Annotated in this window: 25 protein-coding genes, 4 tRNA genes and 1 riboswitch; of the genes, 15 read left to right on the top strand and 14 right to left on the bottom strand. The window is 71.0% G+C overall.

All coding sequences use genetic code 11. From position 1 onward, the window contains the following. Nucleotides 1-53: 53 nt before the first annotated feature. Together dxs and JOE55_RS01900 are read left to right on the top strand one after the other, a co-directional pair. Nucleotides 54-2,123 (top strand): 1-deoxy-D-xylulose-5-phosphate synthase, encoded by a 2,070-nt coding sequence (dxs, locus tag JOE55_RS01905; RefSeq protein ID WP_204781846.1) that lies wholly within the window; start codon nucleotides 54-56, stop codon nucleotides 2,121-2,123. 139 nt (nucleotides 2,124-2,262) lie between these two features. Next, complete coding sequence (locus JOE55_RS01900; protein ID WP_024290338.1) at nucleotides 2,263-2,607, top strand: YtxH domain-containing protein; 345 nt, start codon at nucleotides 2,263-2,265, stop codon at nucleotides 2,605-2,607. Between the two features lie 183 nt (nucleotides 2,608-2,790). On the opposite strand, the gene JOE55_RS01895 is transcribed toward JOE55_RS01900, so the two are convergent. The 3 genes from JOE55_RS01895 to msrB form a co-directional block, all read right to left on the bottom strand. Then, complete coding sequence (locus JOE55_RS01895; protein ID WP_024290339.1) at nucleotides 2,791-4,098, bottom strand: HRDC domain-containing protein; 1,308 nt, start codon at nucleotides 4,096-4,098, stop codon at nucleotides 2,791-2,793. Nucleotides 4,099-4,169: 71 nt separating this feature from the next. Further along, the gene (locus tag JOE55_RS01890; protein WP_204781845.1) at nucleotides 4,170-4,766 is read right to left on the bottom strand and encodes a DUF3000 family protein; all 597 of its coding nucleotides are present in this window, start codon (nucleotides 4,764-4,766) and stop codon (nucleotides 4,170-4,172) included. Nucleotides 4,767-4,911: 145 nt separating this feature from the next. Then, entirely contained in the window at nucleotides 4,912-5,445 is a 534-nt protein-coding gene (gene msrB, locus JOE55_RS01885) for a peptide-methionine (R)-S-oxide reductase MsrB (RefSeq protein ID WP_239546384.1), read from the bottom strand. A gap of 131 nt (nucleotides 5,446-5,576) precedes the next feature. Between msrB and JOE55_RS01880 the strand changes: the two genes are divergently transcribed. Continuing rightward, nucleotides 5,577-6,983, top strand: coding sequence for an alpha/beta hydrolase family protein (locus JOE55_RS01880; RefSeq protein ID WP_029643770.1), 1,407 nt, complete (start codon nucleotides 5,577-5,579; stop codon nucleotides 6,981-6,983). Between the two features lie 119 nt (nucleotides 6,984-7,102). Here the strand turns inward: JOE55_RS01880 and JOE55_RS01875 are convergent, their stop codons facing one another. Together JOE55_RS01875 and JOE55_RS01870 are read right to left on the bottom strand one after the other, a co-directional pair. Beyond that, nucleotides 7,103-7,570, bottom strand: coding sequence for a SufE family protein (locus tag JOE55_RS01875; protein WP_006214904.1), 468 nt, complete (start codon nucleotides 7,568-7,570; stop codon nucleotides 7,103-7,105). After that, entirely contained in the window at nucleotides 7,567-8,478 is a 912-nt protein-coding gene (locus JOE55_RS01870; RefSeq protein WP_006214905.1) for a sulfurtransferase, read from the bottom strand. The genes JOE55_RS01875 and JOE55_RS01870 overlap by 4 nt, the downstream gene beginning before the upstream one ends. 194 nt (nucleotides 8,479-8,672) lie before the next feature. On the opposite strand from JOE55_RS01870, the gene zapE reads away from it, so the two are divergent. Further along, entirely contained in the window at nucleotides 8,673-9,737 is a 1,065-nt protein-coding gene (zapE, locus tag JOE55_RS01865) for a cell division protein ZapE (RefSeq protein WP_137802858.1), read from the top strand. Between the two features lie 168 nt (nucleotides 9,738-9,905). On the opposite strand, the gene JOE55_RS01860 is transcribed toward zapE, so the two are convergent. The 4 genes from JOE55_RS01860 to JOE55_RS01845 form a co-directional block, all read right to left on the bottom strand. After that, nucleotides 9,906-10,073 carry an antitoxin gene (locus JOE55_RS01860; RefSeq protein WP_081749254.1) on the bottom strand — a complete coding sequence of 56 codons (168 nt, stop codon included), beginning with the start codon at nucleotides 10,071-10,073 and terminating at the stop codon, nucleotides 9,906-9,908. Between the two features lie 387 nt (nucleotides 10,074-10,460). Further along, nucleotides 10,461-10,535, bottom strand: a tRNA-Val gene (locus tag JOE55_RS01855). Nucleotides 10,536-10,570: 35 nt separating this feature from the next. Continuing rightward, nucleotides 10,571-10,641: transfer RNA gene (locus JOE55_RS01850), tRNA-Cys, on the bottom strand. A 66-nt stretch (nucleotides 10,642-10,707) separates the two neighbouring features. Continuing rightward, nucleotides 10,708-10,780: transfer RNA gene (locus JOE55_RS01845), tRNA-Gly, on the bottom strand. A 446-nt stretch (nucleotides 10,781-11,226) separates the two neighbouring features. Between JOE55_RS01845 and JOE55_RS01840 the strand changes: the two genes are divergently transcribed. From JOE55_RS01840 to fmt, 4 genes are all read left to right on the top strand, one after another. Next, nucleotides 11,227-11,298: transfer RNA gene (locus JOE55_RS01840), tRNA-Val, on the top strand. 147 nt (nucleotides 11,299-11,445) lie between these two features. Further along, nucleotides 11,446-12,288: a cytochrome gene (locus JOE55_RS01835; protein WP_204781844.1), complete on the top strand. Its 843-nt coding sequence runs from the start codon at nucleotides 11,446-11,448 to the stop codon at nucleotides 12,286-12,288. Nucleotides 12,289-12,364: 76 nt separating this feature from the next. Next, nucleotides 12,365-12,913, top strand: a complete 549-nt coding sequence (gene def / locus JOE55_RS01830) for a peptide deformylase (RefSeq protein WP_204781843.1) — start codon at nucleotides 12,365-12,367, stop codon at nucleotides 12,911-12,913. Between the two features lie 9 nt (nucleotides 12,914-12,922). Continuing rightward, nucleotides 12,923-13,861, top strand: a complete 939-nt coding sequence (fmt, locus tag JOE55_RS01825) for a methionyl-tRNA formyltransferase (protein WP_024290345.1) — start codon at nucleotides 12,923-12,925, stop codon at nucleotides 13,859-13,861. A gap of 14 nt (nucleotides 13,862-13,875) precedes the next feature. Here fmt and JOE55_RS13520 read toward each other — a convergent pair whose 3' ends face one another. Next, on the bottom strand, nucleotides 13,876-14,049 hold the full coding sequence (locus JOE55_RS13520) for a hypothetical protein (RefSeq protein ID WP_171004210.1): 174 nt from the start codon (nucleotides 14,047-14,049) through the stop codon (nucleotides 13,876-13,878). 9 nt (nucleotides 14,050-14,058) lie between these two features. On the opposite strand from JOE55_RS13520, the gene JOE55_RS01815 reads away from it, so the two are divergent. The 7 genes from JOE55_RS01815 (at nucleotide 14,059) to ribH (ending at nucleotide 21,338) form a co-directional block, all read left to right on the top strand. Then, nucleotides 14,059-15,546 carry an RsmB/NOP family class I SAM-dependent RNA methyltransferase gene (locus JOE55_RS01815; RefSeq protein WP_204781842.1) on the top strand — a complete coding sequence of 496 codons (1,488 nt, stop codon included), beginning with the start codon at nucleotides 14,059-14,061 and terminating at the stop codon, nucleotides 15,544-15,546. A 34-nt stretch (nucleotides 15,547-15,580) separates the two neighbouring features. Beyond that, the gene (rpe, locus tag JOE55_RS01810; protein ID WP_024290347.1) at nucleotides 15,581-16,246 is read left to right on the top strand and encodes a ribulose-phosphate 3-epimerase; all 666 of its coding nucleotides are present in this window, start codon (nucleotides 15,581-15,583) and stop codon (nucleotides 16,244-16,246) included. A 49-nt stretch (nucleotides 16,247-16,295) separates the two neighbouring features. Next, nucleotides 16,296-16,478, top strand: a riboswitch (FMN riboswitch). A 190-nt stretch (nucleotides 16,479-16,668) separates the two neighbouring features. After that, nucleotides 16,669-17,412: a nicotinamide riboside transporter PnuC gene (gene pnuC, locus JOE55_RS01805; protein WP_204781841.1), complete on the top strand. Its 744-nt coding sequence runs from the start codon at nucleotides 16,669-16,671 to the stop codon at nucleotides 17,410-17,412. Next, the gene (gene ribD / locus JOE55_RS01800) at nucleotides 17,409-18,503 is read left to right on the top strand and encodes a bifunctional diaminohydroxyphosphoribosylaminopyrimidine deaminase/5-amino-6-(5-phosphoribosylamino)uracil reductase RibD (protein ID WP_204781840.1); all 1,095 of its coding nucleotides are present in this window, start codon (nucleotides 17,409-17,411) and stop codon (nucleotides 18,501-18,503) included. Before pnuC ends, ribD begins: the two co-directional genes overlap by 4 nt. A gap of 127 nt (nucleotides 18,504-18,630) precedes the next feature. Continuing rightward, on the top strand, nucleotides 18,631-20,124 hold the full coding sequence (gene ribB / locus JOE55_RS01795) for a 3,4-dihydroxy-2-butanone-4-phosphate synthase (protein WP_204781839.1): 1,494 nt from the start codon (nucleotides 18,631-18,633) through the stop codon (nucleotides 20,122-20,124). Next, nucleotides 20,121-20,780, top strand: coding sequence for a GTP cyclohydrolase II (locus JOE55_RS01790; protein WP_024290351.1), 660 nt, complete (start codon nucleotides 20,121-20,123; stop codon nucleotides 20,778-20,780). Before ribB ends, JOE55_RS01790 begins: the two co-directional genes overlap by 4 nt. A 78-nt stretch (nucleotides 20,781-20,858) precedes the next feature. After that, nucleotides 20,859-21,338: a 6,7-dimethyl-8-ribityllumazine synthase gene (gene ribH / locus JOE55_RS01785; protein WP_204781838.1), complete on the top strand. Its 480-nt coding sequence runs from the start codon at nucleotides 20,859-20,861 to the stop codon at nucleotides 21,336-21,338. Between the two features lie 165 nt (nucleotides 21,339-21,503). Here the strand turns inward: ribH and JOE55_RS01780 are convergent, their stop codons facing one another. The 4 genes from JOE55_RS01780 to qcrC all read right to left on the bottom strand — a co-directional run bounded on the left by JOE55_RS01780 (nucleotide 21,504) and on the right by qcrC (nucleotide 26,004). Further along, nucleotides 21,504-22,040: a GNAT family N-acetyltransferase gene (locus JOE55_RS01780; RefSeq protein ID WP_204781837.1), complete on the bottom strand. Its 537-nt coding sequence runs from the start codon at nucleotides 22,038-22,040 to the stop codon at nucleotides 21,504-21,506. Nucleotides 22,041-22,339: 299 nt separating this feature from the next. Beyond that, nucleotides 22,340-24,037 carry a cytochrome bc1 complex cytochrome b subunit gene (qcrB, locus tag JOE55_RS01775; RefSeq protein ID WP_204781836.1) on the bottom strand — a complete coding sequence of 566 codons (1,698 nt, stop codon included), beginning with the start codon at nucleotides 24,035-24,037 and terminating at the stop codon, nucleotides 22,340-22,342. After that, the gene (qcrA, locus tag JOE55_RS01770; protein ID WP_024290354.1) at nucleotides 24,037-25,137 is read right to left on the bottom strand and encodes a cytochrome bc1 complex Rieske iron-sulfur subunit; all 1,101 of its coding nucleotides are present in this window, start codon (nucleotides 25,135-25,137) and stop codon (nucleotides 24,037-24,039) included. The genes qcrB and qcrA overlap by 1 nt, the downstream gene beginning before the upstream one ends. 78 nt (nucleotides 25,138-25,215) lie before the next feature. After that, nucleotides 25,216-26,004: a cytochrome bc1 complex diheme cytochrome c subunit gene (gene qcrC / locus JOE55_RS01765; RefSeq protein WP_006215859.1), complete on the bottom strand. Its 789-nt coding sequence runs from the start codon at nucleotides 26,002-26,004 to the stop codon at nucleotides 25,216-25,218. Nucleotides 26,005-26,065: the final 61 nt, after the last annotated feature.

Here is a 26,065-nt window from a genome sequence, read left to right as displayed (position 1 = left end):
CGAAGATTCGCTGTGCGCGGCCTCGTCGACGAGGCTGCGCTGCAAGGAGAACCATGTCGATCTTGGAGGGCATCCGCGGCCCGGAGGACCTCAAGGGCCTGGCGCCCGAGCAGCTGGGGGAGCTGGCGGAGGAGATCCGCAGGTTCCTGGTCACCAACGTCTCGGCCACAGGCGGCCATCTGGGCCCGAACCTGGGCGTCGTCGAGCTCACGCTGGCTCTGCACCGCGTCTTCGACTCGCCCCGGGACCCGATCGTCTACGACACCGGGCACCAGTCGTACGTGCACAAGCTGCTGACCGGCCGCCAGGACTTCTCGACCCTGCGCCAGCAGGGCGGTCTGGCCGGCTACCCGGACCGCGGTGAGTCCGAGCACGACGTCGTGGAGTCCTCGCACGCCTCGTCGTCGCTGTCCTGGGCGGACGGCATCTCCCGTGCCTTCGCGCTCACCGGCCAGAACGATCGCACCACCGTGGTGGTGGTCGGCGACGGCGCCATGACCGGCGGCATGACCTGGGAGGCCGCGAACAACATCGCCTCGGATCCCGATCGCCGCGTGGTGATCGTCGTCAACGACAACGGGCGCTCCTACGCCCCCACGGTCGGCGGGCTGGCGCGTCAGCTGCAGGAGCTCAAGGCCGAGGTCCAGCAGTCGGTGGACACCGTGCGCACGGACCGGCGCTACGAGCGCGTGCTCACCCAGGTCAAGGAGTCGCTGCAGAACTCCGGGCCGGTGGGCCAGGCGACCTACCGCGGGCTGCACGGCATGAAGGCCGGGCTCAAGGACGTGGTGGTCCACAACGGCCTGTTCGCCGATCTGGGCATGAAGTACGTGGGCCCGATCGACGGCCACGACCAGGACGCCCTGGAGCACGCTCTGCGACGAGCCCGCGACTTCGGCGGACCGGTGCTCGTGCACACGATCACCCAGAAGGGCCACGGCTACGCCCCGGCGATCGCCGACGTCGACGACATGTTCCACGCCGTGGGCACGATCGACCCGGAGACCGGCCAGCCGACCAGCGCCAGCTCGGGCCGGTCTTGGACCTCGGTGTTCGCCGAGGCCATGGCCGAGGCCGCGGATGAGCGCGACGACATCGTGGGCATCACCGGCGCCATGACCATCCCGGTGGGTCTGAACCTCATGCAGGCCGTGCACCCGGAGCGGGTCTTCGACGTCGGGATCGCCGAGCAGCACGCCCTGACCATGGCCGCCGGCATGGCCTACGGAGGGTTGCACCCGGTGGTCGCGCTGTACGCCACGTTCCTCAATCGCGGGTTCGATCAGCTGCTGATGGACGTGGCCCTGCACAAGGCGGGCGTCACCCTGGTGCTCGACCGCGCCGGGGTCACCGGTCCGGACGGGCCCAGCCATCACGGCATGTGGGACCTGGCGCTGCTGCAGATCGTGCCCGGGCTGCACCTGGCGGCACCGCGCGACGAGCCCAGCATGCGCGAGGAGTTCCGCGAGGCCCTGGACGTCAGCGACGCCCCCACCGTGCTGCGCTACCCCAAGGGCTCCGTCTCCGAGCCGATCCCCGCTCTGGAGCGGCTCGACGACGGCGTGGAGATCCTCCTGCGCACCACCGGAGGGGTGGAGCCGGAGGCCGAGGAGGAGATGGCAGCCGGCCAGGGCTCTGCTGACGAGAAGCGTGCGGAGCGCCCTGCGGGAAGCGATCAGGACACCGACGTCCTGCTGGTCGCCGTGGGCGCCATGGCACCGCTGTGCCTGGAAGTGGCTCGGCGTCTGGGCGATCACGGGATCTCGGCCACCGTCGTGGATCCGCGCTGGGTCCTGCCCGTGCCGTCCTCGCTGTCGGAGCTGGCCGCTCTGCACCGCTTCGTGGTGGTGGTCGAGGACGGCGTGCGCTCCGGCGGCATCGGCAGCCTCATCCGCCAGTCCGTCCGCCGGGCCGGCGTGGACACTGCGCTGAACGAGGTCGGGCTGCCCACCGAGTTCCTCACTCACGGCTCCCGGTCGCAGGTGCTCGAGCGGGTGGGCCTGACCGCCCAGCAGATCACCCGCGACACCGTGGACTCGGTGCTCGGGACGCGGGTGCCCTATGCCCGCCCGGTCGGCGAGGACGCGTCCGCTCTGCGCTTCGAGGACCGCACCGGGGCTTGAGACTGACGCTCGGCGCGCAATGGCGGCAGATCGCGGGGCCGCCGCGCCGAGGGCTTCGTTGTCCGGCCCGTGCCTCCTCAGTAGGCTGAGCGGTGGAACGCGGGCGATGAGGCCCGTGACACGACGAGAGGCAAGAGACATGTTCAAGAAGGCCATCTTCGTGGCGGGCCTGGCCATCGGCTTCGTCGCCGGCTCGGCTGCCGGTCGCGAGCCGTTCGATCAGATCAAGTCCCAGGTCCTGGGCGTGACCAACGACCCGGAGGTCCGCCGCAAGGTCTCCGAGGGCGCCGAGAAGGCCAAGGCCACCGTGCAGGAGCAGGCGCCGGTCGTGGCCGAGAAGGCCAAGGAGACCGCTTCCAACGCCGCCGACAAGGCCAAGCAGACGGCCTCCAGCGCCGCCGACAAGGCCAAGGGCTCCTCCCAGGGCGACGCCACCGGCAGCCTGAGCGCCTCCACGAACTCCCCGGAGACCAAGCACGTCTGAGCCGGTGAGGCGTCCTCGCCGAGGAAGCCGCCGCGCACATGAGAAGGAGCCGCCGAGATGCGATCTCGGCGGCTCCTTCGTCCGTCTCGGGCCAGCGCCCGGGGACGGATCCTCAGCGAGGAGTCGCTGCCGCAGACCATCGGCCGATGATGGCCTGCCGTTGCGACTCCTCGTGGGCCGGGCTCAGCTCGCGGCTGCGTCGGCGTTGCCGGCGTCGTCGTGCTGCTCGGGGCGGGGCAGGCGCAGCGCCTTCTGGAGGGTCGGGGCCACGTTGTCGATCTGCCACCGACGGGCGCCGATCTCGGCGAGCCGCTCGGCGATCTGATCGAGCTCGGCCGAGGCCGGGGGATCCCAGCTGAACCGGCGCAGGTGCTCGGGGACCACGAGGTTCTCGGTGGGCATCCCCAGCTCGGCGGCGCGCTCGGCCACCGCGGGCTTCAGCGTGCGCAGGCGCTCGGCGGCGGCCGGTCGCTTGACGGTCCAGGACTTCACGGGCGGCAGCGAGTCGGAGGAGACCGACTGGGGGACCAGCTCCTCGGCCTGGCGGGCCTCCGAGAGGGCACGCAGCCAGCGCGGTGCCTCCTTGGAGGCGGCGCGGCCGTGGAAGCCCGGCGTGCGCAGCAGCTGCGGCACGGAGCGGGGCATGGCCTGGGCCACCGCGACCAGGGCGGAGTCGGGCAGCAGCCTCCCTGGAGAGATGTCCTTGTGGCGGGCGAGCTCCTCGCGCTCGGTCCACAGGTTGCGCAGGGCGGTGAGCTGGCGTCGTCCGCGGATCTTGGTGATCCCTGAGGTGCGCCGCCACGGATCCTTGCGCGGGGCGGCGGGCGGTGCTGTGCGCACGGCCTCGAACTCCTCGAGCGCCCATTCGAGCTTGCCCTGGGAGCGCAGCAGCTCCTCCATGGCGTAGCGCAGCTGGACCAGGACCTCGACGTCCAGGGCGGCGTAGGTCAGCCACGGCTCCGGCAGGGGGCGGGTGGACCAGTCCACCGCCGAGTGCTCCTTGGCCATCGTGAAGCCGAGCAGCTCCTCCGTCTCTGCGGCCAGCCCCACACGGCTCAGCCCCGCGATGCGTCCGCCGAGCTCGGTGTCGAACAGGGCGTCGGGGTGCATGTCCAGCTCGCGCAGGCAGGGCAGGTCCTGCGTGGCGGCGTGCAGGACCCATTCGGTGCCGCGCAGCGCCTCGTCGATGATCGCCAGCGATCCGGTGGCCTCCGGGTCGATGAGCACGGTGCCCGTGCCCTCGCGGCGCAGCTGGACCAGGAAGGCGCGCTGGCCGTAGCGGAAGCCGCTGGCCCGCTCGGTGTCCAGGGCCACGGGGCCGGTGCCCTCGCTGAGCTGCTCGGCGGCCAGCTCGAGGCGCCGGGTCGTGTCCACCAGCGGGGGAATGCCGTCCATGGGCTGATCCAGGAAGACGGAGTCGGGGATCTCGAATTCCTCGAAGCCCTCGACGACGGTCGGGCTCGGATGCTGGGAGGGGCTCGTGCTGCTCACTGCGGCTGTCAGATCCTCTTGCTGCTCGGATGGTTCGGGGGTGTCCGGTGTGCTCGCGGCTGCCGTGGGGGTCAGCGCCGCAGTACGGTGACCGATTCGGTCACGGGAGGCAGGCCGGCGAACGTGCAGACCATGTCCGCCCAGGCCTCCAGGTGCACGGAGAGGTCCTCGCCGTGAGGCGTCCAGGAGGCACGCAGCTCGACGTCGATGTACTCCTCGGTGTCGGCCAGCTGGCCGAAGCCCTCGGAGAGCACCCGGGAGGCCGTGCCGCCCTCTCGGGTGTACTGCGCACCGCTGCGGTCCAGGGCCTCGAGCAGCCAGCTCCAGGCGACCTGGGCGAGCATCTCGTCGTGGCCCAGATCGCGTTCGACCTCCGCCTTCACATAGGTCACTATGCGGAAGGCATCTCCCCACTCGGCTCCGCGGTCCGGGGCGTGGATGAGCAGGAAGCGACCGGTGGCCAGCTCGCGGGCGTCCTCAGCGGAGCCCTGGGAGCTGGGATGCGCCGACACGGGCTCGAGCACGGTGGCCGAGAAGGCCACCGAATCGGAGGCACGGGGCGTGGGCGCCGAGATCTCGACGAGCTCGATCTCCGGTCGGCACTGGGCACGACGCAGCGATGCCGCTGCCCGTGGGAACCTTCCGACCAGATCGCTCTGAGCTGTCACGAGGCCCAGCCTAGGCCCGCCTCACCTCGCGATCGGGCCTGCCACGCCGTCCGCCCCTCCTATGACTGGGCGCCCCCTGTATGCGGCCGGGGGTCTTGCCACCCGCGCGACGCGGCCGCCACGGCCGCTCGACGGGAGGAGGACCTCACGACTGCGCGCCCGCCTCCCCGGTGCCCTGAGCCGGCTCCAGGCGCATGGACAGCGAGTTGATGCAGTAGCGCAGATCCGTGGGCGTGGGGTAGCCCTCGCCCGCGAAGAGATGGCCCAGATGGGAGTCGCAGGCCGCGCAGCGCACCTCCACGCGCTCCATGCCCAGCGACGAGTCGCGGATGTAGCGCACGCGGTCCTCGGCCAGCGGCGCGAAGAACGACGGCCATCCGCAGTGCGAGCCGAACTTGGTCTCCGAGCGGAACAGCTCCGCGCCGCAGGCCCGGCAGGAGTAGACGCCCTCGGTCTCGGTGTCCCAGTACTCGCCGGTGAAGGGCCGCTCGGTGCCGGCCTCGCGCAGGACGTGGAACTCCTGGGGGCTGAGCACGGCGCGCCACTCGTCCTCGGTGCGCTGCACGCTGGGCGCGCTCTGGCCTTCCTCGGTCTGCGGGTCGGTGCTGCGCGGATCGGTGGTCTGCTCGGACACGGTGTCCTCCTCGCCTCGATGTCGTGGCGGCCCGCTCGGGCGCATCAGTGCGACCGGGGCCTCACGGGGACAACAGCGCACGGGCCTCGGATATTCTCGCCGCCCGAGGGCCACGGAGCACATGGCGGGGCCGTCGCTCCCGGCGGATGCCGAGGTGCGCATGACAGAATATGAATATGCCCGAATCCGTGCGCTCGTCGTCTCGTTCCGCCCGATCACGTCCGCTTGCCGCCCTGCGCGGGCAGCCGCGGGAGTCGTCGTCGGTGTGGGCCCGCGGAGCCGTGGCGGGCACGGCGCTGACGGTGGGGGCCGCGTCGCTGTCCTTCGGCGTCTCCTCGGCGATCGCCGCCTACGTGGCGCGTCAGGTCGTCGTGCCGCCCCGGTACCGCTCCGAGGACCTGAGCATCCACGAGTACACCCCCGTGGACCGCCAGGCCCATCCCGATGCCCTGCCCGGAGCCGGAGAGGTGCGCCTGGCGGCCACGGTGGAGACCACCGTCGACGGCGTCTACAGCCTGCGCTTCGGCGGGGGAGAGGGCCACGCCCGCATCGGCGAGATCCTCTCCTGGTCACCGGCCGCCGGCGAGGTCGTGCGGGAGGTCCAAGAGGTCTACAGCGGCGACCTCTCGGCGGCTTCGCGCGGCTGGTGGGCCGGGACGGTCTACCCGGACCCCGCCGCGGCCGGATACCGCTTCCACGAGGTCGAGCTGCCCATGGAGATGGGCGCGGCACCCTGCTGGGTGGTCCCGGCGGGGCAGGAGCGGGATCCGCAGAGGGCGGCCGAGCACTCCACGACGGCCCGTCAGAATCGCCGCGACGACGCGCAGCACGAAGCCGCGCACGCGGCAGCCGAGGATCCCGCCGCCCAGCAGCTGCCGGGACCCTGGGCGATCATGGTCCACGGCCGCGGCGCACAGCGCATGGAGGCCATCCGAGCCCTGGACACCGCGCAGCGTATGGGGCTGACCTCCCTGCTGATCTCCTACCGCAACGACCGCGAGGCCCCTGCCTCCCCGGACGGGCGCTACGGCCTGGGCTTCACGGAGTGGAAGGACGTCCAGCTGGCGATCTCCTACGCCAAGCTGCGCGGAGCCACCAGGATCGTGCTGTTCGGCTGGTCCATGGGCGGGGCGATCTGCCTGCAGACCGCGGACCTGTCGATCTACCGGGCGGATATCGCGGGGATGGTCCTCACCGGGCCGGTCGTGGACTGGTTCACGCTGTTCACCCACCACACGGCCTCGCGACACATCCCCTCAGCGATCACCACCATGGCGCAGTCCCTGATCACCTCGCCGCGCGGGCTGTGGCTCACGGGTCTGGCGGCGCCGCTCGATCTGGGGTCCCTGGACTGGATCACCCGGGCCGATCAGCTGCAGACGCCCACGCTGATCCTGCACTCGGCGGACGATGAGTTCGTCCCCGACACTGCTTCCAAGCGCCTGGCCGAGCTCAACGACCGGGTCGAGATGGTGGGGTTCGACCGCGCCCGTCACACCAAGGAGTGGAACGTGGACCCGCAGCGGTGGGAGTCCTCCGTGCTCTCGTGGGCGCAGCGGGTTCTGCCCGACCTGCACGGCTGAGCCGGCCCACGCTGGCAGCGCACACGACGACGCCCCCGTCGGCCCGGAAGCGGGGACGGGGGCGTCAGCTGCTCGGGCCACGACGGGCGGGTCCAGCTGCTCATGCAGCTCGCGGGAACTCAGCCGCGCGGCAGGTACGCGATCTGACGACGGATGCGATCCAGCATGGCGGACATGCCCCGCATGCGCAGCGGCGAGACCAGCTGCGTCAGCCCGAAGCGCTCCGTGAGATCGCCGGGCAGATCCCGGATCTGCGCCGCCGGCAGGCCGTCGAGCCCCTCGTGCAGGATCGAGGCGAAGCCGCGGGTCGTCGGCGCCTCCTGAGGCGCGGAGAAGAACAGGCGCACGGGAGTCTCGTCGTCGCCGGTCTCCGCCTGGTCATCCCATTCGACCGTCAGGAACAGCGGCGACTGGCACTCCACGACCTGCTCGAGCTGCTCGGGATGCTCCCCGTAGCGCTCCGGCAGATCCGGCAGGGAGCGGGAGAACTCGAGCAGCAGCTGGAGGCGATCCGCGTCCGGAACGGCGTGGAAGTCCTCGATCAGCTCCTGCACGGACTCCGGGATGTTCGCGTCCGCCCCGCTCATCGACGGGCCTCCGGAGCCTCGCCGCGCTCCTCGCCCATCACGACGGGCAGACCGACGGAGTTGCCCCACTCGGTCCAGGAGCCGTCGTAGTTGCGCACCTGCGGGTAGCCCAGCAGGTGCTCGAGCACGAACCACGTGTGGGAGGAGCGCTCGCCGATGCGGCAGTAGGCGATGACCGGCTCCTGCGGATCCAGCCCGATCTCGTCGCGGTAGATCGCCTCGAGCTCCGGGCGGGTCTTGAAGGTCGAGTCCTCAGCGGCGGCGCGCGCCCACGGGACGGAGGCTGCGGTGGGGATGTGGCCGCCGCGCAGCACGCCCTCCTGCGGGTAGTCGGCCATGTGCGTGCGCTCGCCCGTGTATTCCGGGGCCGAGCGGACATCCACCAGGGGAGTGCGCCCGATCTCGTCCAGGACGTCCTGACGGAAGGCGCGGATGCGGGAGTCGTCGCGCTCGACGACGGGGTAGTCGGTGCGCTCGCGCGACGGGGTCTCGGTGGACAGCTCGCGGCCCTCGGCGATCCACTTGTCGCGGCCGCCGTCCATCAGGCGCACGTCCTGGTGGCCGAAGAGGGTGAAGACCCACAGGGCGTAGGCGGCCCACCAGTTGGACTTGTCGCCGTATACCACGATCGTCTGCTCGCGCGAGATGCCCTTGGCGCTCATCAGCTCAGCGAACTGCTGCCCGCCCAGGTAGTCGCGCACGGCCTGCTGGTTGAGCTCGGTGTGCCAGTCGACCTTCACGGCGTCCGGGATGTGGCCGGTCTCGTAGAGCAGCACGTCCTCGTCCGACTCCACGATGACGACCTGCGGATCTTCGAGGTGCTGGGCCACCCACTCGGTGGAGACCAGGCGCTCGGGGTGGGCGTATTCGGCGAACTTGGGGTCCGTGGTGTCGGGATCGACAGCCATGTGCGTCCTCCAGAAGGGTCGTAGGGGGCGGCCCCGATCACTGGGGCCGACCTTGAGGGATCTGGTTCCACTGTACCCACGGGCCTGCGCGGTCGAGCCGGCCCGCGGGCCATGTGCGCGACGGGCGAACCGCAGCGGCTCGCCTGCCGGTAGGCTCGGTCGCGTCCCACCGGTAGCACCTGAAGAGGTCCTTTGTGAGTCCCAAGATCGAGCGCCTGTCCGAGCGCGCACCGTCCGTCTCCGCGGAGCAGCTGCTCGAGGGCTTCCGCCCCTCGGAGCGCTTCGGCGAGGTCTCCTTCGACACCTACCGCCCGGACCCCTCACAGCCCTCGCAGGCGGAGGCCGTCGAGGTGCTCAAGCGCTTCGCCGCCTCGATCCAGGCGCCCTCCCAGAAGAAGAGCGGCGGCTTCCTCTCGCGCATGTTCGGCGGCGGGCAGAAGCAGACGGCGGCCCAGGGCATCTACCTCGACGGCGGCTTCGGCGTGGGCAAGACGCACCTGCTGGCCTCGCTGTGGCACGACTCGCCGGGGCCGAAGTCCTTCGGCACCTTCGTGGAGTACACCAACCTTGTCGGCGCTCTGACCTTCCGCAAGACGGTCGAGGCGCTGAGCGGTTATGCGCTGGTGTGCATCGACGAGTTCGAGCTCGACGATCCCGGCGACACCGTCCTGATGTCCCGGCTGATGCGGGAGCTCTCGGATGCTGGGGTGCGCCTGGCCGCGACCTCCAACACGCTGCCCGGTTCGCTGGGGGAGGGCCGCTTCGCCGCGCAGGACTTCCAGCGCGAGATCCAGGTGCTCTCCGATCAGTTCGACGTCCTGCGCATCGACGGCGAGGACTTCCGCCACCGCGGCCTGCCCGAGGCACCCGCGCCGCTGGCGGACGACCAGCTCGAGGCGGCCGCCGCGCAGCGCTTCCCGGACGACGCGACCATCGCGGTCGACGACTTCGAGGACATCCTGGAGCACCTGATCCGCGTGCACCCGTCGCGCTACCGGGCCATGGTCCAGGGCCTCGACGGCATCGTGTGGCGCGGCGTGCGCACGGTCGACGAGCAGGCCCTGGCTCTGCGTCTGGTCGTGCTGGCCGACCGCCTCTACGACCGCGACCTGCCGATCATCAGCTCCGGCGTGGCCTTCGATCAGATCTTCACCCCGGAGATGATGGCCGGCGGCTACCAGAAGAAGTACTCGCGCGCCGTCTCGCGACTGACGGCCCTGGCCCGCGAGGGACAGATGCCGGAGCAGCCCTCGGTCTGACGCGGCTGAGGGCTCGACCGTCGTCGTCCGGTCGTCCGATGCCGGCCGGAGGACCCCGGCCGGGATGCGAGCATCTGCAGATGCACTGAGGGGCGGCACCGTGATGGTGCCGCCCCTCAGGCGCATGAGGACCGACCCTTGCGGGCCGGTCGACCGCTGATCCGTGGATCAGTTGTCGTCGTTTCCGCCAGTGAGCTTGTCCTTGGCGGAGTTGATGTGGTCCTCGTGCTGGCCGCCGGTCTTGTCGTTGGCCGTGTCAGCTGCCTTGTCGACGGCCTCGGGGTTATCCGAAGCAGCCTGCTTGGCCTTGTCTGCCATTCCTCCGAGATCCACCATAATGGTCTCCTCTCGCATCGATGTCATCTGACATCGCATACTCTCCACTGCCGAGGGCCGTTTCGTCACCATTCACGCGTGCACGGCGAGTCGCAGGCCGCCGCGAGCCTCTCCGCAGCCCCTCCCTGCGGCCTCTACCCACCGCCTCTCCCCGCCGCACTTCACTGCCGCGCCTTCCTCACACCCCGCCCCGAGGCCGAGTGGATCCCCACTTGCGCTGAGGGCCCCGATAGTGCAACTGAGCATCCACTCGGCGCGGGGGCGGGTGAGGTGGAGACGCGGAGCGGCTGAGGGAGGGCGCCGACGAGTTCGGAGAGCGTGGTGTGGCGGAGTGCCTGAGGGGACGACGAAGGCCCCGACTGAAGCTTCAGTCGGGGCCTTCTGAGGTGGTGCGCGATACTGGGATCGAACCAGTGACCTCTTCCGTGTCAGGGAAGCGCGCTACCGCTGCGCCAATCGCGCTCATGCTCCCGTGGGAGCGAGCTTGGTGGGAACCGAGGTGGAGACGGGATTCGAACCCGCGTAGACGGCTTTGCAGGCCGCTGCCTAACCACTCGGCCACCCCACCGGGACCTGTGTCCTTGCGGACCTGGCCTTCTCATTGATCGCATCCATCCGAAGATGATGCTCTCCGAGCGGTTGACGGGAGTCGAACCCGCGACCCTCACCATGGCAAGGTGATGCTCTACCAGCTGAGCTACAACCGCGAATCATCGGCCTTTCGGCTGACGTTCGATCGGAAACTGTATCACAGCCTCTTCCGTGCTCATGCTCGGCGCCTCGGCTGCGGACAGTGCGTCCAGTCCGATGCGCCGGGCTCTCGCTCCGCGTCCTTCGGGCTGCTCGCCGTTCCGACAGGCGTAGACATTAGGCCACCTGGATGGCGCCATGCAAATCGGCTCCAGTGCCCTGGTCCGACGGGGGTGCAAGACAGCTCGCACGTCACTGGAGGCTTGGGTGTCTGCATGCCTGAGGCCCGGGCCCCGGATCGCTCCTGCTCGCGCGAGCGTGCGAAGAAGGAGAAGAGAGATGAAGCGAAGAAGCGCTGTGGGAAGACCGTCGGGAGAAGGGCGCCAGCAGGGGCGCGGCCAGGTGCCGGCGAGGCCGAATTGGCGAGCCGCGTCAGGGTGCGCTATGGTTTCCAGGTCGAAAGGCGCGATTAGCGCAGCGGTAGCGCGCTTCGTTCACACCGAAGAGGTCACTGGTTCGATCCCAGTATCGCGCACGGAAGATCGACCAGAAGGCCCCGTCCGGTTCCACCGGCCGGGGCCTTCTGCATGAAGACCGTCGTCCTGCCTCCTCGAGGTCGCCGTGCTCCCGGATCCGCGGGGGGATAGGCCACCCATGAGGACGCCCAGGAGGGAGCCTCCGCATGACCCAGCCGCGACTGGCGCGCCAGACCGAGAACGGGCGGATGTACGCCCGCTCGGAGTCCGGGCAGCCCGAGGTCCCCTCGATCACCACTGTGCTCAGCTGCGCGGCCCTGGACCTGGGCGGCTGGCACGGCTGGTCGGCCGCACAGGCTGTGATCACCGACGATCGTCTCCCGCAGTCCATCGGCTCCGCGCCCAAGCTGCGCCAGATCGCCCGCGACGCCGCCGGAGCCGCCGAACGCCACCGCGACGAAGCGGCCCTGCGCGGAGACCGGGTCCACGACTACGCCGAGCAGACCGCTCTGCGCGCCATGGGTCTGGAGTCCCGGGTCGAGGAGGCGCGGGAGGTCCTGGCCTCGCACGGCGAGCGCGCCTACGCGGATCGCTTCGACGAGTGGTGGCAGCTCTACCGCCCGGAGCCGCTGGCCGCCGAGATCACGGTCTGGAACGCCACGGTCGGCTACGCCGGGACGCTGGATCTGGTCGCGCGCATCGGCGGCAAGGTCTGCCTGATCGACTACAAGACCAAGGGCACCGACCGCTCCGGTCGGGTCAAGCCCATGGATGCCAAGGTCGTGACCCAGCTCGTGGCGGGTCTGAAGGCCGAGGAGCAGCTGCTCGACGCTCAGGCCGGCACCTGGGAGCCCTGGAAGTTCGGTGCGGCCGACCTGCTGCTCGGCGTGGCCGTGGGGGAGACCGAGGTCTCCGCCCAGCAGGCCGCACCCGAGGTCCTCGAGGCGCACTGGCACAAGTTCTGCTCGCTGCGCAGGCTGTGGGCCCATCAGACCAAGCTGGATCGGGGCCCGTCGCAGCTGCGCCCCGTCCCGCCGCCGCCGGCCTGAGCCGGCGTACGTCGTCCGCGGGCCGCGGCCGCCCAGCAAGCACCCCACCCTCTCGTCCCATTTGGAGGAGCCTCCGATGTCCGTCCGTCCGATCCGCACGATCGGGGATCCGATCCTGCGCTCCGCCGCCGACCCGGTCAGGCGCTTCGACGATGATCTGCGCACCCTGGTGGCCGACATGTTCGAGACCATGCGCGATGTGGAGGGAGTGGGGCTGGCCGCCCCGCAGATCGGCGTGGGCCTGCAGATCTTCGTCTACGAGATCGGCGAGGACTCCGGGGTCTTCATCAACCCGAGGATCGAGCTGGGGGATGAGATGCAGGAGGGCGGCGAGGGCTGCCTGTCCGTGCCGGGGCTGGGCTTCGACACCCCGCGCCGGCAGTGGGCGCGCGTGAGCGGGCTCGACGAGCACGGCCAGGAGCACGAGGCCGAGGCCATGGGCCTGCTGGCGCGCTGCTTCCAGCACGAGCACGATCACCTGCAGGGCACCCTGTACGTCAACCGCCTGGAGGGCGAGGCCCGCCGCGAGGCATGGCGGCGGATCCGCGCCGAGGACTACGCCCGCACCGTCGCCGAGGTCCGCCAGGAGCGCGCCGGCACCCTGGGCTCGAGCTTCGGAGGCTGAGGAGGCACCGTGAGAATCATCTACGCAGGAACGCCCGAACCCGCAGTGGCGCCGCTCGAGCACCTGGCTGCTGCCGAGGGGATCGAGATCGCAGCGGTGCTCACCCGTACCGACGCCCCCGTGGGACGCAAGAAGGTGCTGACCCCGTCGCCGGTGGCCGCAGCCGCCGAGCGGCTCGGTCTGCCCGTGCTGAAGGCCAATCGGGTCGACGACGAGGTCGTCGAGCAGCTGCGTTCCACCGGCGCGCAGGCCGGGGCCATCGTGGCCTACGGCGCGCTGCTCAAGCGCCCGGCGCTGGAGGCCCTGCCGCTGGGCTGGGTCAACCTCCACTTCTCCCTGCTGCCGCGCTGGCGCGGAGCCGCACCAGTGCAGCACTCGCTCATCCACGGCGACGCCGAGCTCGGCGCCTCCGCCTTCCTGCTCGACGAGGGCATGGACACAGGACCGCTGCTGGGCACCGCGCGCACGCAGCTGCACGACGACGACGTGGCCGGCTCGCTGCTCGAGCGAATGTCGCACGAGACCGCGCCGCTGCTGCTGGAGGCCCTGCAGCGCCTGGAGCGCGGCGAGCAGCCCGTCCCGCAGCAGGGGGAGGCAACCATGGCGCCCAAGCTGTCCACCGCGGACAGCCGCATCGACTGGCAGCGTCCGGCAGCAGAGATCGCGCGCCTGGTGCGCGGCACCACCCCCGAGCCGGGACCGTGGACCGAGCTCGACGGCCAGCGCTTCAAGATCGTGGCCGGTGTGCGCGAGGCCCCCGAGCACACCGATCTGGCCCCGGGACAGGTGCAGCTGCGCGACGGCCGCGTCCTGACCGGCACCGGAACCCACGCTCTCGAGCTGCTGCGCGTGCAGCCGGCGGGCAAGCAGGCCATGGATGCCGGCGACTGGGCCCGCGGCCGACTCGGCCGCGCCGACGACGAGACCACGAGGACGGTGTTCGCATGAGCCCGGCGGATGAGTCAGGACAGCGCGGCTCGGGCCGCGGAGGAGCGTCGCGCGGCGGAGCCGGCCAGGGCGGGCGCCGTGGCGGCGGGCCCGGTGCCGGCCGCGGTGCCGGAGGTCGTGCAGGCGGCGGCTCGGGCGGTCGGCAGCGCGGCGAGGACCGCCGCGACCAGGCCGGACGCCAGCGCCATCGCCGCTCGATGGATCAGCGCTCGTACTCGGCCTCTGCTCCGTCGCAGCGCTCCCGTCAGGCCGACCCGGCGCGCCTGGCGGCCTACCGGACCCTGCGCGAGGTCTCCGAGAACGACGCCTACGGCAACCTGGTGCTTCCGCAGCAGATCCGGGAGCAGCGCCTGGACCGTCGCGACGCCGGCTTCGCGACCGAGCTCGCCTACGGGGCACTGCGGCATCAGGGCACGTGGGATGCGATCCTGCAGCGCTGCGTGGACCGGCCCCTCGAGCAGCTCGACGCCCCGGTGGTCGACGTCCTGCGCCTGGGCGTGCACCAGCTGCTGGCCATGCGCGTGCCGGATCACGCGGCGATCGATCAGACGGTCGGGCTGACCCGCGCCGAGATCGGCGCGGGTCCGTCGGGCCTGGTCAACGCGGTGCTGCGGAAGGTCGCGGCCGCCCCGCTGGAGCAGTGGATCGCCGAGCTGAACGAGGGCTCGACTGCCTGGCAGCGCCTGGCCACCGCCCACGCGCATCCCGAGTGGATCGTGCGCGCCATGAGCCAGGCGCTGAGCGCCCACGGGCGCAGCCCGGAGGAGATCGAGGCTCTGCTCGAGGCGGATAACGAGCCGCCCTCCGTCCAGCTCGTGGCGCTTCCGGGACTGGGACATATCCAGGAGGAGCTCGACGACGGCGCCGAGCCCGGTCCGCTGACCCCGGACTCCGCGATCAGCGGCGGCGGCGATCTCCACCGGCGCGCCGGAGTGCGCACCGGCGGGATCCGCGTCCAGGACTCGGGCTCCCAGCTCGTGGCCCGCACCCTCGTCGCGGCACGGCCCGTGGAGGAGGGGGAGCACTGGCTCGACCTGTGCGCCGGCCCCGGCGGCAAGGCCGCTCTGCTGGCCGCACTGGCCCAGCAGAACGGGGCCACCCTGCTGGCCAACGAGGTCTCCGAGCACCGCGCCCGTCTGGTCGACGATGCCCTGGCCGTGCTGCCCGAGGAGGCCTGGCAGATCCGCTGGGGCGACGGCCGCGACATCGCCTCGGTGCTGGAGCAGCCCGATCACTACGTGGCCGCCGAGGGCTTCGACCGCGTCCTCGTCGACGCCCCCTGCACCGGTCTGGGCGCGCTGCGTCGCCGTCCGGAAGCGCGCTGGCGCCGTCGTCCCTCGGACCTGGCCGATCTGACCCAGCTGCAGGCTCAGCTGCTGCCGGCCGCAGCCGAGGCCCTGCGCCCCGGCGGGCTGCTGCTCTACGCGACCTGCTCTCCGCATGCGGCCGAGACGGTCGTGGCCGTCGACGACCTGCTGCGCGCCCGTCCCGATCTGCGTCTGATCGACGCCGCCGAGCCGGCGCGCGCTGCGGCTCTTCCCGGTGCCCTCGAGGGCGAAGCCGATCCGTCGAACCCGCATCCGGCGGGGGAGTCCGTGGCGGACGGCGCGCGGACCGTGCAGCTGTGGCCGCACGTGCACGGAACCGATGCCATGTTCATGGCCCTGTTCACCAAGACCTCCTAAGGTCGAGGACACACCCGAGGCTCCAGGAGGAGACATGTCCCGCTGCTGCATCCACCCGTCCGTGCTCTCCGCGGATTTCGCCAACCTGGAGGCTGAGCTGCAGCGGATCTCCACCGCGGACGCCGCGCACATCGACGTCATGGACAACCGCTTCGTGCCGAACCTGACCCTGGGCCTGCCGGTGGTCGAGCGGCTGCAGGAGGTGTCCCCGGTGCCACTGGACATCCACCTGATGATCGAGGACGCCGATCGCTGGGCCCCTGGCTACGCCGAGGCCGGCTGCGCGTCGGTGACCTTCCACGCCGAGGCCGCCCGCGCCCCCATCCGCCTGGCCCGTGAGCTGCGCGGCGCCGGCTCCAAGGCCGGGCTGGCCCTGCGCCCCGCCACACCGGTGGAGCCCTACCTGGACATGCTCACCGAGATCGACATGCTCCTGGTGATGACGGTGGAGCCGGGCTTCGGCGGCCAGAGCTTCCTGGACGTGACCCTGCCCAAGATCCGTCGCGCCGCCGAGGCCATCCGCGCCGGCGGCGGCGAGGTCGCCCTGCAGGTCGACGGCGGCGTCTCGATGGAGACCATTGAGCGCGCCGCCGAGGCCGGCGCGGATGTCTTCGTGGCCGGCTCCGCCGTGTACGGCAAGGACGACCCGCAGGCCGCGATCGCTGCTCTGCGCCAGGCCTCCCGCTCCGCCCAGGGCTGACGCGTCCGCGGACCCGGGCCGCCGCGTGCCATAATCGGGCCCACGACACGACGTGCTCCGAGATCGGTGGAATTCCGAGCCGGCGGTGACAGCCCGCTAACCGGTAACCGTCGTCGTCGCCGAGAACGCACGGCGCCCTCAACGGGGCCCGGGCCCTCGACGACGACACGGCCCCGGCCTGACTGGTGAGATTCCAGTGCCGACAGAACAGTCTGGAAGGGAGGAGCACGGTCGATCGCGTCTGAGCCCTCGCGGCCCGCGCACGCCGACTTCGGCGTGCCGTGCGCCCATGGGCTGAGCCGTCATCGGCCTCACGTCCTCCCGTCCGCCTCCCGGACATCCGTGCCGCGCCGATCCCGCAGGATCGGCCCCCGCAGCGGACCGGGACCCCGGCCCGCCAGATCGGCCCGGGAGGCACCACGGTGGAGATCTTCGAGCAGCTGTTCAACGCGCAGCTGCGCATCGGCGACGGCTTCCTGCTGTGGCGCGAGGTCATCGGCAACGTCTTCGGCCTGCTCTCGGCCTTCGGCGGGATGCGCCGGAAGGTCTGGGCCTGGCCCATCGGCATCGTCGGCAATCTGCTGCTGCTCACCGTCTTCCTGGGCGCCGTCTTCGGATCGCCGAACCCCGTGAACCTGCTGGGGCAGGCAGGCCGCCAGGTCATGTTCATCATCGTGGCCGTCTACGGCTGGGTGCAGTGGCGCCGGGCCCGCACCGGCGACGGCGTGGCCGTCTCCCCGGGCTGGGCCTCCGGACGCGAGCGGATCCTGCTCGTGTCCCTGCTCGTGCTGGGCACTGTTGCGCTCACGCCGCTGTTCCGCGCGCTGGGATCCTATGAGCCCGTGTGGGCCGACGCCTGGATCTTCGTGGGCTCCGTGGTGGCGACCTGGGGCATGGCTCGCGGATGGACCGAGTTCTGGCTCGTGTGGGTGGCCGTGGACATCGTGGGCGTGCCCCTGCTCGTCTCGGCCGGCTACTACGCCTCGGCGTCCATGTACGTGTTCTACGGCTGCTTCACTCTTCTCGGGTTCTTCATCTGGTGGCGGGTCCAGCGTCGCGAGGGATCCGCCCCTGTCGGGACGGAATCCTCCGGGGTCGAGATCGAGACCGCCTTCCCCGACGTCACCGTGCGGCTGAGCTCCGCCGACGACGAGGCCCGCCGATGACCGTCGAGCCGTCGTTCACCGAGGCCGAGACCGCCGCCATGCAGCGGGCGCTCGAGGCCGCGCTGGAGGGCCCCCGCGGCGCCAATCCGCTCGTGGGCGCGGCGCTGCTGGATGCGCAGGGACGGATCCTGCACGTGGGGCGGCATCTGGGTGCGGGCACTCCGCACGCCGAGGCCGACGTCCTGACCCAGGCCCGCGCGGCGGGAACCGACCTGCTCGACACCACGATCGTGGTGACGCTCGAGCCCTGCGACCACACCGGACGCACGGGTCCGTGCAGCCAGGCCATCCTGGAGGCCGGGATCCCGCGGGCGATCTTCGCCGTCGAGGACACCCAGGCCGGTGCCGGGGGAGCCAGGCGCCTCCGCGCCGCCGGTGTCCAGGTACGCAGCGGGCTGCTGGCCGAGCAGTCCCGGGCGCTGAACTGCCGGTGGGATCGAGCCGGTCGAGAGAATCGTCCGTTCGTGACGGCCAAGATCGCCCAGTCGCTCGACGGGCGCATCGCCGCCGCCGACGGCACCAGCCAGTGGATCACCGGGGCCGAGGCCCGGCGGCACGGCCATGGCCTGCGAGCCCGCGCGGACGCGATCGCGGTCGGCACCGGCACCGCCCTGGCCGACGACCCGCGCCTGAGCGCCCGACGGGACGACGGCACCCCGGCCGACTCGCAGCCGCTGCGCGTGGTGATCGGGCACCGCGAGATCCCGGCCCCTGCGGCCGTGCGCGGCGAGGACGCCCGCTTCCTCCAGCTGCGCACTCACGACCCTCTCGAGGCGCTGCGCGAGCTGCGCGCCCGCGGTGTCGGACACCTGCTCCTGGAGGGCGGGGCCGGGCTGATCAGCGCATTCCTGGACGCCGATGCCGTCGATGAGCTGCTCGTCTACCAGGCTCCGCTCGTTCTGGGCGGCGGTCGACCCTCGGTGGAGCTGCTCGGGCGCACGAGTCTCACCCAGGCGCTGGGCTTCGCCCCGGATCCGGCGGGCGGCGGGCCGATCACGAGGCAGGGCACCGACCTGCTGTGGCAGCTGCAGCCGCTCGGGCCGCACGGAGAGGCAGCGGAGCCCCCGTCCTCGAACAGCGGCGGCGGCTGACGGCACCAGCGGCACTCCGCGCCGATCGTCCGCAGCCGACGGCACCAGCACCACCGCAGCAGCCGGGAAGAGCAACAGCGACCCCGGATCAGAGGCGCCCCGGCAGGGGCAGAGAAGGAAGAGGCAGATGTTCACCGGAATCGTCGCCGAGCGCGGCAGGATCGTGCAGATCGAGCCCGTGGGCACCGGGCGACCGCCCAGCCCGGAGGGCCTCAGCGAGGAAGCGGTCACCGCCGAGCAGACCGCCCAAGGCACCGGCTCGGTGCGCCTGCACCTGGAGGCCGGCTCAGTGCTCGAGGATCTGCCCCTGGGCGGCTCGCTGGCCGTGGACGGCGTGTGCCTCACCGCCACGCCGCTGTCGGCTGTGGACGCTGCGGCGACGGCCGTCGCCGCGGGTGTCGACGCCGACGCGCCCACCGGGTCGGAAGCAGCCGGGACCGATGCCCCAGGGACGCTCGGCACCGCGGACGCCGCACCCCGGCGCCGCTTCGTGGCCGATGTCATGGGTGAGACCCTGCGCCGCACCACCCTGGGCGGTCTGCGAGAGGGCAGCGCGGTGAACCTGGAGCGCTGCACCCCGGCCGATGGACGCCTGGACGGGCACGTGGTTCAGGGTCATGTGGATGCCGTCGGCACGATCCTGGAGCGCACCGACCACGGCACGTGGGAGACGCTGCGCATCGGCGTTCCGGTGGAGATCGCCGAGCTGCTCGCGGAGAAGGGCGCCATCGCCGTGGACGGCGTCTCGCTGACGGTCACCGCCGTGAGCCCCGGGCCGCTCAGCACCGGCCGCGCCGCAGAGCTGGATCAGCACTGGTTCGAGATCGGGCTCATCCCGGCCACCCTGGCGGCCACCGGCCTGGGCGAGAAGCGCCGCGGGGATCGAGTGAACCTCGAGACGGATGTCATGGCCAAGTACGCCGCACGGCTGTCGTCGTTCCGCTCGGCCCCGGCGCCGTGGTCCGATCCGGCCCTCGAACCCCAGACCCCGGATCAGACCCCGATCCCGCTGGACACGGTCGAAGAGGCGGTGCGCCAGGTCCGCGATGGCGGGGCCGTCGTGGTGGTCGACGACGAGGACCGTGAGAACGAGGGCGATCTGATCTTCGCCGCCGTGCACGCCAAGCCCGAGCTCGTGGGCTTCACCGTGCGGTGGTCCTCGGGCGTGCTGTGCGTCCCGCTGACCGGTGAGCGCGCCGATGAGCTCGGCCTGCCGCCCATGACCGCGGTCAACGAGGACGCGAAGGGCACCGCCTACACCGTGACCTGCGATGCCCGCGAGGTCGTCAGCACCGGCATCAGCGCCGAGGACCGCGCGCTGACCGCCCGCGTGCTGGCCTCTGCGTCCTCCACCGCCGCAGATCTGACCCGCCCGGGCCACGTCCTGCCGCTGCGGGCCGCCGCAGGCGGGGTCCTCGAACGGCGAGGGCACACCGAAGCGGCCGTCGACCTGTGCACTCTGGCAGGCCTTCCGCGGGCCGGGGTGATCGCCGAGATCGTCCACGACGACGGCTCCATGCAGCGCCTGCCCGATCTGCGCGAGTTCGCCAGCCGCCACGGCCTTCCGCTGATCAGCATCGAGGACCTGGCCCAGCACCTGCGCACTCGGGAGACGGCATGACAGGGGCGGCAGGGCATGCCGAGACCGCACCTCGGCCGGTCCTCGCGACCTCCGAGCCGGTCATGATCCCCATGGCCGAGGGCCGCTTCCTCGTGCGCGCCTGGCAGATCCCCGATGCCGACGGCACCACCGTCGGTGAGCACCTGAGCCTGACGGCTTCCGGGCAGAGGGAGGACATATCGGAGACGGCCCCGCTGGTCCGGCTGCATTCCGAGTGCCTGACCGGCGACGTCTTCGGCTCCTACCGCTGCGACTGCGGGCCCCAGCTGCACCTGGGCCTGGAGCGGATCGCCGCCGAGGGCGGCACGCTCGTCTACCTGCGCCGTCATGAGGGCCGGGGGATCGGCCTGGTGAACAAGCTGCGCGCGTACCAGCTGCAGGACGGGGGAGCCGACACCGTCGAGGCCAATGAGCTGCTGGGCCTGCCGGCCGAGGCCCGCGACTGGGGTGCTGCCGCCACGATCCTGCACGAGCTGGGCCTGCAGCGGATCCGCCTGCTGAGCAACAACCCCCTCAAGGCCGAGCAGCTGGCAGGCCTGGGCATCGAGGTGACCGACATGGTCCACCACGAGGTCGCCGCCCGCCCCGAGAACCACGACTACCTGGCCACCAAGCGCGACCGCATGGAGCACCGGCTCCTGCACGTCGACGACTGAACGACTGACGGCACCGAATCCACCACACAGGACCATGACGGCCCCGGCACCGGAGCCGTCGAAGGAGACAACGAGATCATGAGCGGACACGGAGCACCCACCCTGGCGGCATCCGATCTGGAGGGATCGCAGCTGAAGGTCGCCGTGGTGGCCTCGCGCTGGCACGAGCAGATCATGGACGGGCTGCTCGGCGGCGCCCAGAGGGCCCTGGCCGAGGCCGGCGTCCAGGACCCCGCGATCGTGCGGGTGGCCGGCTCCTTCGAGCTGCCGGTCGCTGCCCGGCGACTGGCCGGTGCCTTCGATGCTGTGATCGCGCTGGGCATCGTGATCCGCGGCGGCACACCGCACTTCGACTACGTCTGCCAGGCCGCGACCATGGGCCTGACCGACGTCTCGACGGCCACGGGGGTGCCGATCGGCTTCGGCGTGCTGACCACCGACGACGAGCAGCAGGGGCTGGACCGAGCGGGTCTCGAGGGCTCGAGCGAGGACAAGGGCTACGACGCGGCCGTCGCCGCAGTCGATGCCGCCCTCACGCTGCGCGGGCTGGGCCTCTGAACCTGAATCGCCGTCACCCTCGACGGCGGAGGCCTCCGCGTCAACGACCGAAACAGGGTGAGGACACCGGCCGAGAGGCGGCAGAGTGCGGCCAAGACCAGGGGCCCGGTCACGGCGATCGCCGTGGCCGGGCCCCTGGTCTGCGAGACGGGAGCCGATCGAGGATCAGATCTCGTCCTCCTCCGCGGCCTCCTGCCAGCGGCTGAAGTCCAGGGTCAGGTAGAGCGCGAGAGCGGGGGAGTTGTCCTCCGGGATCCGCAGGCTCAGCCGCTCGTGGCCGGCCTCCGCCAGTGCGGTGGCACTGCTGCGCACGAGCTGCTCGGCCAGCCCCTGCCGGCGGTGCGAGGCGTGGGTGAACAGCTCGAAGAGGTAGGGATCCTCCGGGACGCCTCCTCCCGTGCGCTGCTCGACCACCAGGGCGGCGGCCACGATGTCGTCGTCCTCGTCGGCGACTACGGGCGATGCCTCGGGCAGGAGGCGGCCGAACTCGCCGTCGAAGAGCTTGGTGAGGATCTCCCGGGCCTCCTCCGGCGAGGTGACATTGGAGTCATCCGGAGTCGAGGACGCCTGATAGGCGGCCGCATAGAGCTCGGCCAGCGCGGGGATGTCTTCAGAGGATGCCGGGCGGGTGTTGAGCAGGCTCTTGCCAGAGCGTGCGACGAGGTCTGCAGTGCGTCCCACGAGGACGATCTTCCCAGTCATCGGTGTCTCCAGATCTTCAGTGCGGTGTGCGGACCGTCGGCCCCGCCTGCCCTAGGGCCTGCGGGGTGCCGGTGCGGCAGTGCGGCTCGGGCAGGAGCGGCCTCTGACGACTCGACGGGACGGGGTCGGGCGGGGGAACCCGGTTGGTTACCGGTCGGGGTCTCAGGGTACCGAACACCCCGGCGGCTGTCGTGATCACCGACACCGTCCGGTGGCAACACGGTCGTGGATCCCGCCTCGACGACAGAGGCCCCCGACTCCGCGGGGGAGTCGGGGGCCTCTGCAGCAGGGACAGCCGATCAGCTGCCGATCTCGCGATCCGAGGTGTTGTGCCCGGCATCGAGGGAGCCCAGGTCCTCCTGGTGCTCGTGATGCGCGGCCTCGAGCTCGGCCGGGGTCACCGGCGCCACGCGATCCTCGTAGAAGAAGCGCGTCAGGCGCGAGCGCAGCTTCTCGGGGCCGGAGATCCGGCCCTTGGCGTTGCGGCGCGGTGCCTGCGGGGTGGGAGCCTCGAAGCTGACCAGGCGGTACTGGGCGTAGGGGCTCAGCGGCTCGTGGACCTCGACGAACTCCCCGTGCGGCAGCTGCTGCACGCGGCCGGTCTCGCGGCCGTGCAGGGCGATCTCGCGATCCTTGCGCTGCAGCGACAGGCAGATCCGCTTGACGATCAGGAACGTGATGATCGGGCCGACGATCCACAGCGTGCGCAGGGCGTAGATGACGTCGTTGAGCGAGAGGTGGAAGTGCGTGGCGATGAGGTCGCCGGTGGCCGCCACCATCATCACGGAGTAGAACACGACCGCAGCTGCGCCCAGGCCCGTGCGGGTGGGGGCGTTGCGCGGGCGGTCCAGCACGTGGTGCTCGCGGGAATCACCGGAGATCCAGCGCTCCAGGAACGGGTAGGCGAAGATCGCACCGATCAGCGCGCCCATGATCATCAGCGGGATGAACACGGCCAGCGGGATCGTCACCAGGCCGAACAGGTTCCACTCCCAGTTCCAGGGCCAGGTGCCCGGGAACAGGCGCAGGGCGCCGTCGCCGAAGAGGATGTACCAGTCCGGCTGCGTGCCTGCCTGCACCGGGGAGGGATCGTACGGGCCGTAGTTCCACAGCGCGTTGATCTGGACCATCCCGGCAAGGGCCGAGAGGAAGCCGAGCACGATGAAGAAGAAGCCGCCGGCCTTGGCCGCGTAGACGGGGCCGACCGGGAAGCCGACCACGTTGTCCTCGGTGCGACCGGGGCCCGGGTACTGGGTGTGCTTGTGGGTCACGACCATGAACAGGTGGACCACGATCAGGCCCAGGATCACGCCCGGGATCAGGAAGACGTGGAGGATGTACAGGCGGGGGATCACCACGTGGCCGGGGAACTCTCCGCCGAAGAGCATCATGGAGATATAGGTGCCCACCACAGGGATGGACTTGGCCATGCCGTCGGCGATGCGCAGGCCGTTGCCGGAGAGCACGTCATCTGGCAGGGAGTAGCCGGTGAAGCCGGCCGCCATGGCCATGACGAACAGCAGCGCGCCGACGACCCAGTTGAGCTCGCGCGGGCGGCGGAACGCGCCGGTGAAGAACACGCGCATCATGTGCACGCAGATCGCCACCACGAACAGCAGCGCCGACCAGTGGTGCAGCTGGCGCAGGAACAGTCCGCCGGTGATGTCGAACGAGATGTGCAGGGACGAGGCGTAGGCCCCGGACATCTCCACGCCCTGCATGGGGACGTAGGAGCCGGTGTACTCCTGGGAGACCATCGTGGGGTCGAACCACAGGGCCAGGAAGGTTCCCGAGACCAGCAGGATGATGAACGAGTAGAGCGCGACCTCGCCGAACATGAAGGACCAGTGGTCCGGGAAGATCTTGCGTCCGAACTCCTTGACCAGCGGGGAGAGGCCCACGCGGGTGTCGGCGTAGTTCGCGATGAAGCCGACGGCGGTGTCCGGCCGGTAGTCGTCCTGCTGCGGACGGCGCGTGTCTGTGGTCTGTGCGGACATCAGGCGTTCTCCGTCTCGTCCTCAAGCTGGTTGCGGTGCATGATGCGCTGCGAGTAGGCCGGGCCCACGGGCTCGTGGAAATCGCTGCGCGCCACCAGGTAGCCCTCCGAGTCGACCGTGATGGGCAGCTGCGGCAGCGGGTGGGACGCCGGGCCGAAGATGACCTCGCACTCGTTGGTGAGATCGAACGTCGACTGGTGGCAGGGGCACAGCAGGTGGTGCGTGTGCTGCTCGTAGAGAGCCACCGGGCAGCCGACGTGGGTGCAGACCTTGGAGTAGGCGAAGATGCCGTCCACGTTCCAGTCGGTGCGCTCCTCCGAGACGTTCACCTCCGAGGGGTCCAGGCGCATGACCAGCACGACCGCCTTGGCCTTCTCATTGAGGTAGCCCTCGTCGTGGCCCAGGCCGAGGATGTTCTCCGGCAGCACGTGGTAGGTGGAGCCCAGGGTGATGTCCGAGGCCTTGATCGGCGTGCCCGAGGGGTCGCGGACCAGGCGGACGCCCTCGTCCCACAGGGTGTGCTTCATGGTCTGCAGGTTCCAGGGACCGAGGTCCTTGAGCAGGCCGACGAAGGGCAGGGGAGCCAGGACCATGGCGCCGATGAGGCTGTTGCGGATCAGCGGGCGGCGCTTGATGCCGGACTCGTCGACGATCGTGTCCATGATCTCGGCGGCCTCGGCGCGCTGGGCCTCGGTGCGGATCTCGTGGCGGGACTCGACCATCTCGTGATCGGGCATGAGCGTCTTGGCCCAGTGCACGATGCCCACGCCGATGCCGAGCATGCCCAGGGCGATGCCGGCGCCGAGCAGCAGGTTCTGCAGGCGCAACTGGGAGGTCGGCTCGGGGTTCATGACGTCGTACATGTCGCCCTCGACGCGGATGCCGAAGTAGCCCACGAAGAACAGGATCGATCCGAGGATCGAGATCACGAACAGGAGCACGACCTGGCGCTCGGCGCGCTTGGCGGCCTGCGGATCGACGTCCGTGGTCCGGGGCGAGTGCGGGGGCATGCCCGGGTTCTCGAAGCGCTGCGGCGCGGCGCTGCGATCGAGCACGTTGCCCTTCTTGCCCTCGGGGAGCTCATCACGATGGCTGGCCATGTGGTCCCTCAAACTTTCTTGAAACGTGGTGCAGGGCCCGGTGATCGGAGGACCGCCGGGGCACGGCGAGCGGATGGATCAGGCGGACCTGGTGGTGAGCCAGACGGTGAAGCCGATGATGATCATCAGACCGATGGTCCAGATGAACAGGCCCTCGGAGACCGGGCCGAGCGAGCCGAGGCCGAAGCCGCCGGGGTCGGTGTTGGTCTCGACCGTCTTCAGGTACGTGATGACGTCGCGCTTCTCCTCGGGGGTGATGTTCGCGTCGTTGAACACGGGCATGTTCTGCGGGCCGGTCTGCATGGCCTCGTAGATGTGGTTCTCCTCGACGCCCATGAGCGACGGGGCGAACTTGCCGCGGGTCAGTGCGCCGCCGGCGCCGGCGGCGTTGTGGCACATGGCGCAGTTGGCCAGGAAGACCTTGGAGCCATTGGCGGCGTCGCCCTCGGAGACGTCCAGGTACTCGTCCTCGGGGACGGCAGGACCGGCGCCGAGCGAAGCGACGTAGGCGGCCAGCTGGCTGGTCTGCTCCTCGTTGAACTGCTGCGGCTTCTTCTGGGCCTGCGGGCCCTGCATCTGCATGGGCATGCGGCCGGTGCCGACCTGGAAGTCCACGGCGGCAGCGCCCACACCGATCAGCGACGGGCCGGCGTCCGTGCCCTGGGCGTCCAGGCCGTGGCAGGTGGAGCAGTTGGCGAGGAAGAGGGACTCGCCCTGCTCGACGTCCTCGGCCGTGTACTCGTCCGCGGCCTGGGCCTGGTTCGAGGTGGTGGCGACTGCGTAGAGACCACCGGTGAGCAGCAGGGCGCTCAGGAGCAGCGCCAGGATGGCGAGCGGATGGCGACGCTTCTGTGAGAGAGCCTTCACGTCAGGAGTCCTCGATTCGGTGTGGTGCTGAGCTGGCGGTGACGCCGGTGGGCGCGGTGGA

Origin of the sequence: Kocuria palustris, from assembly GCF_016907795.1 — a bacterium.
Lineage (GTDB): Bacteria > Actinomycetota > Actinomycetes > Actinomycetales > Micrococcaceae > Kocuria > Kocuria palustris.
This window is presented reverse-complemented; position numbering and strand designations above follow the sequence as displayed.

Excerpts from the sequence above, each read along its gene's own strand:
- ribB (WP_204781839.1), top strand. The coding sequence starts at position 18,631 with ATGTTCACCGGAATCGTCGCCGAGCGCGGCAGGATCGTGCAGATCGAG.
- JOE55_RS01880 (WP_029643770.1), top strand. The coding sequence starts at position 5,577 with ATGCCCGAATCCGTGCGCTCGTCGTCTCGTTCCGCCCGATCACGTCCG.
- dxs (WP_204781846.1), top strand. The coding sequence starts at position 54 with ATGTCGATCTTGGAGGGCATCCGCGGCCCGGAGGACCTCAAGGGCCTG.
- JOE55_RS01790 (WP_024290351.1), top strand. The coding sequence starts at position 20,121 with ATGACAGGGGCGGCAGGGCATGCCGAGACCGCACCTCGGCCGGTCCTC.
- JOE55_RS13520 (WP_171004210.1), bottom strand. The coding sequence starts at position 14,049 with ATGGCGCTGGCGTCCGGCCTGGTCGCGGCGGTCCTCGCCGCGCTGCCG.
- JOE55_RS01780 (WP_204781837.1), bottom strand. The coding sequence starts at position 22,040 with ATGACTGGGAAGATCGTCCTCGTGGGACGCACTGCAGACCTCGTCGCA.
- qcrA (WP_024290354.1), bottom strand. The coding sequence starts at position 25,137 with ATGGCCAGCCATCGTGATGAGCTCCCCGAGGGCAAGAAGGGCAACGTG.
- JOE55_RS01815 (WP_204781842.1), top strand. The coding sequence starts at position 14,059 with ATGGATCAGCGCTCGTACTCGGCCTCTGCTCCGTCGCAGCGCTCCCGT.
- ribH (WP_204781838.1), top strand. The coding sequence starts at position 20,859 with ATGAGCGGACACGGAGCACCCACCCTGGCGGCATCCGATCTGGAGGGA.
- ribD (WP_204781840.1), top strand. The coding sequence starts at position 17,409 with ATGACCGTCGAGCCGTCGTTCACCGAGGCCGAGACCGCCGCCATGCAG.
- msrB (WP_239546384.1), bottom strand. The coding sequence starts at position 5,445 with ATGCGCCCGAGCGGGCCGCCACGACATCGAGGCGAGGAGGACACCGTG.
- JOE55_RS01835 (WP_204781844.1), top strand. The coding sequence starts at position 11,446 with ATGACCCAGCCGCGACTGGCGCGCCAGACCGAGAACGGGCGGATGTAC.
- rpe (WP_024290347.1), top strand. The coding sequence starts at position 15,581 with ATGTCCCGCTGCTGCATCCACCCGTCCGTGCTCTCCGCGGATTTCGCC.
- JOE55_RS01875 (WP_006214904.1), bottom strand. The coding sequence starts at position 7,570 with ATGAGCGGGGCGGACGCGAACATCCCGGAGTCCGTGCAGGAGCTGATC.
- def (WP_204781843.1), top strand. The coding sequence starts at position 12,365 with ATGTCCGTCCGTCCGATCCGCACGATCGGGGATCCGATCCTGCGCTCC.
- JOE55_RS01860 (WP_081749254.1), bottom strand. The coding sequence starts at position 10,073 with ATGGTGGATCTCGGAGGAATGGCAGACAAGGCCAAGCAGGCTGCTTCG.
- qcrB (WP_204781836.1), bottom strand. The coding sequence starts at position 24,037 with ATGTCCGCACAGACCACAGACACGCGCCGTCCGCAGCAGGACGACTAC.
- JOE55_RS01870 (WP_006214905.1), bottom strand. The coding sequence starts at position 8,478 with ATGGCTGTCGATCCCGACACCACGGACCCCAAGTTCGCCGAATACGCC.
- JOE55_RS01900 (WP_024290338.1), top strand. The coding sequence starts at position 2,263 with ATGTTCAAGAAGGCCATCTTCGTGGCGGGCCTGGCCATCGGCTTCGTC.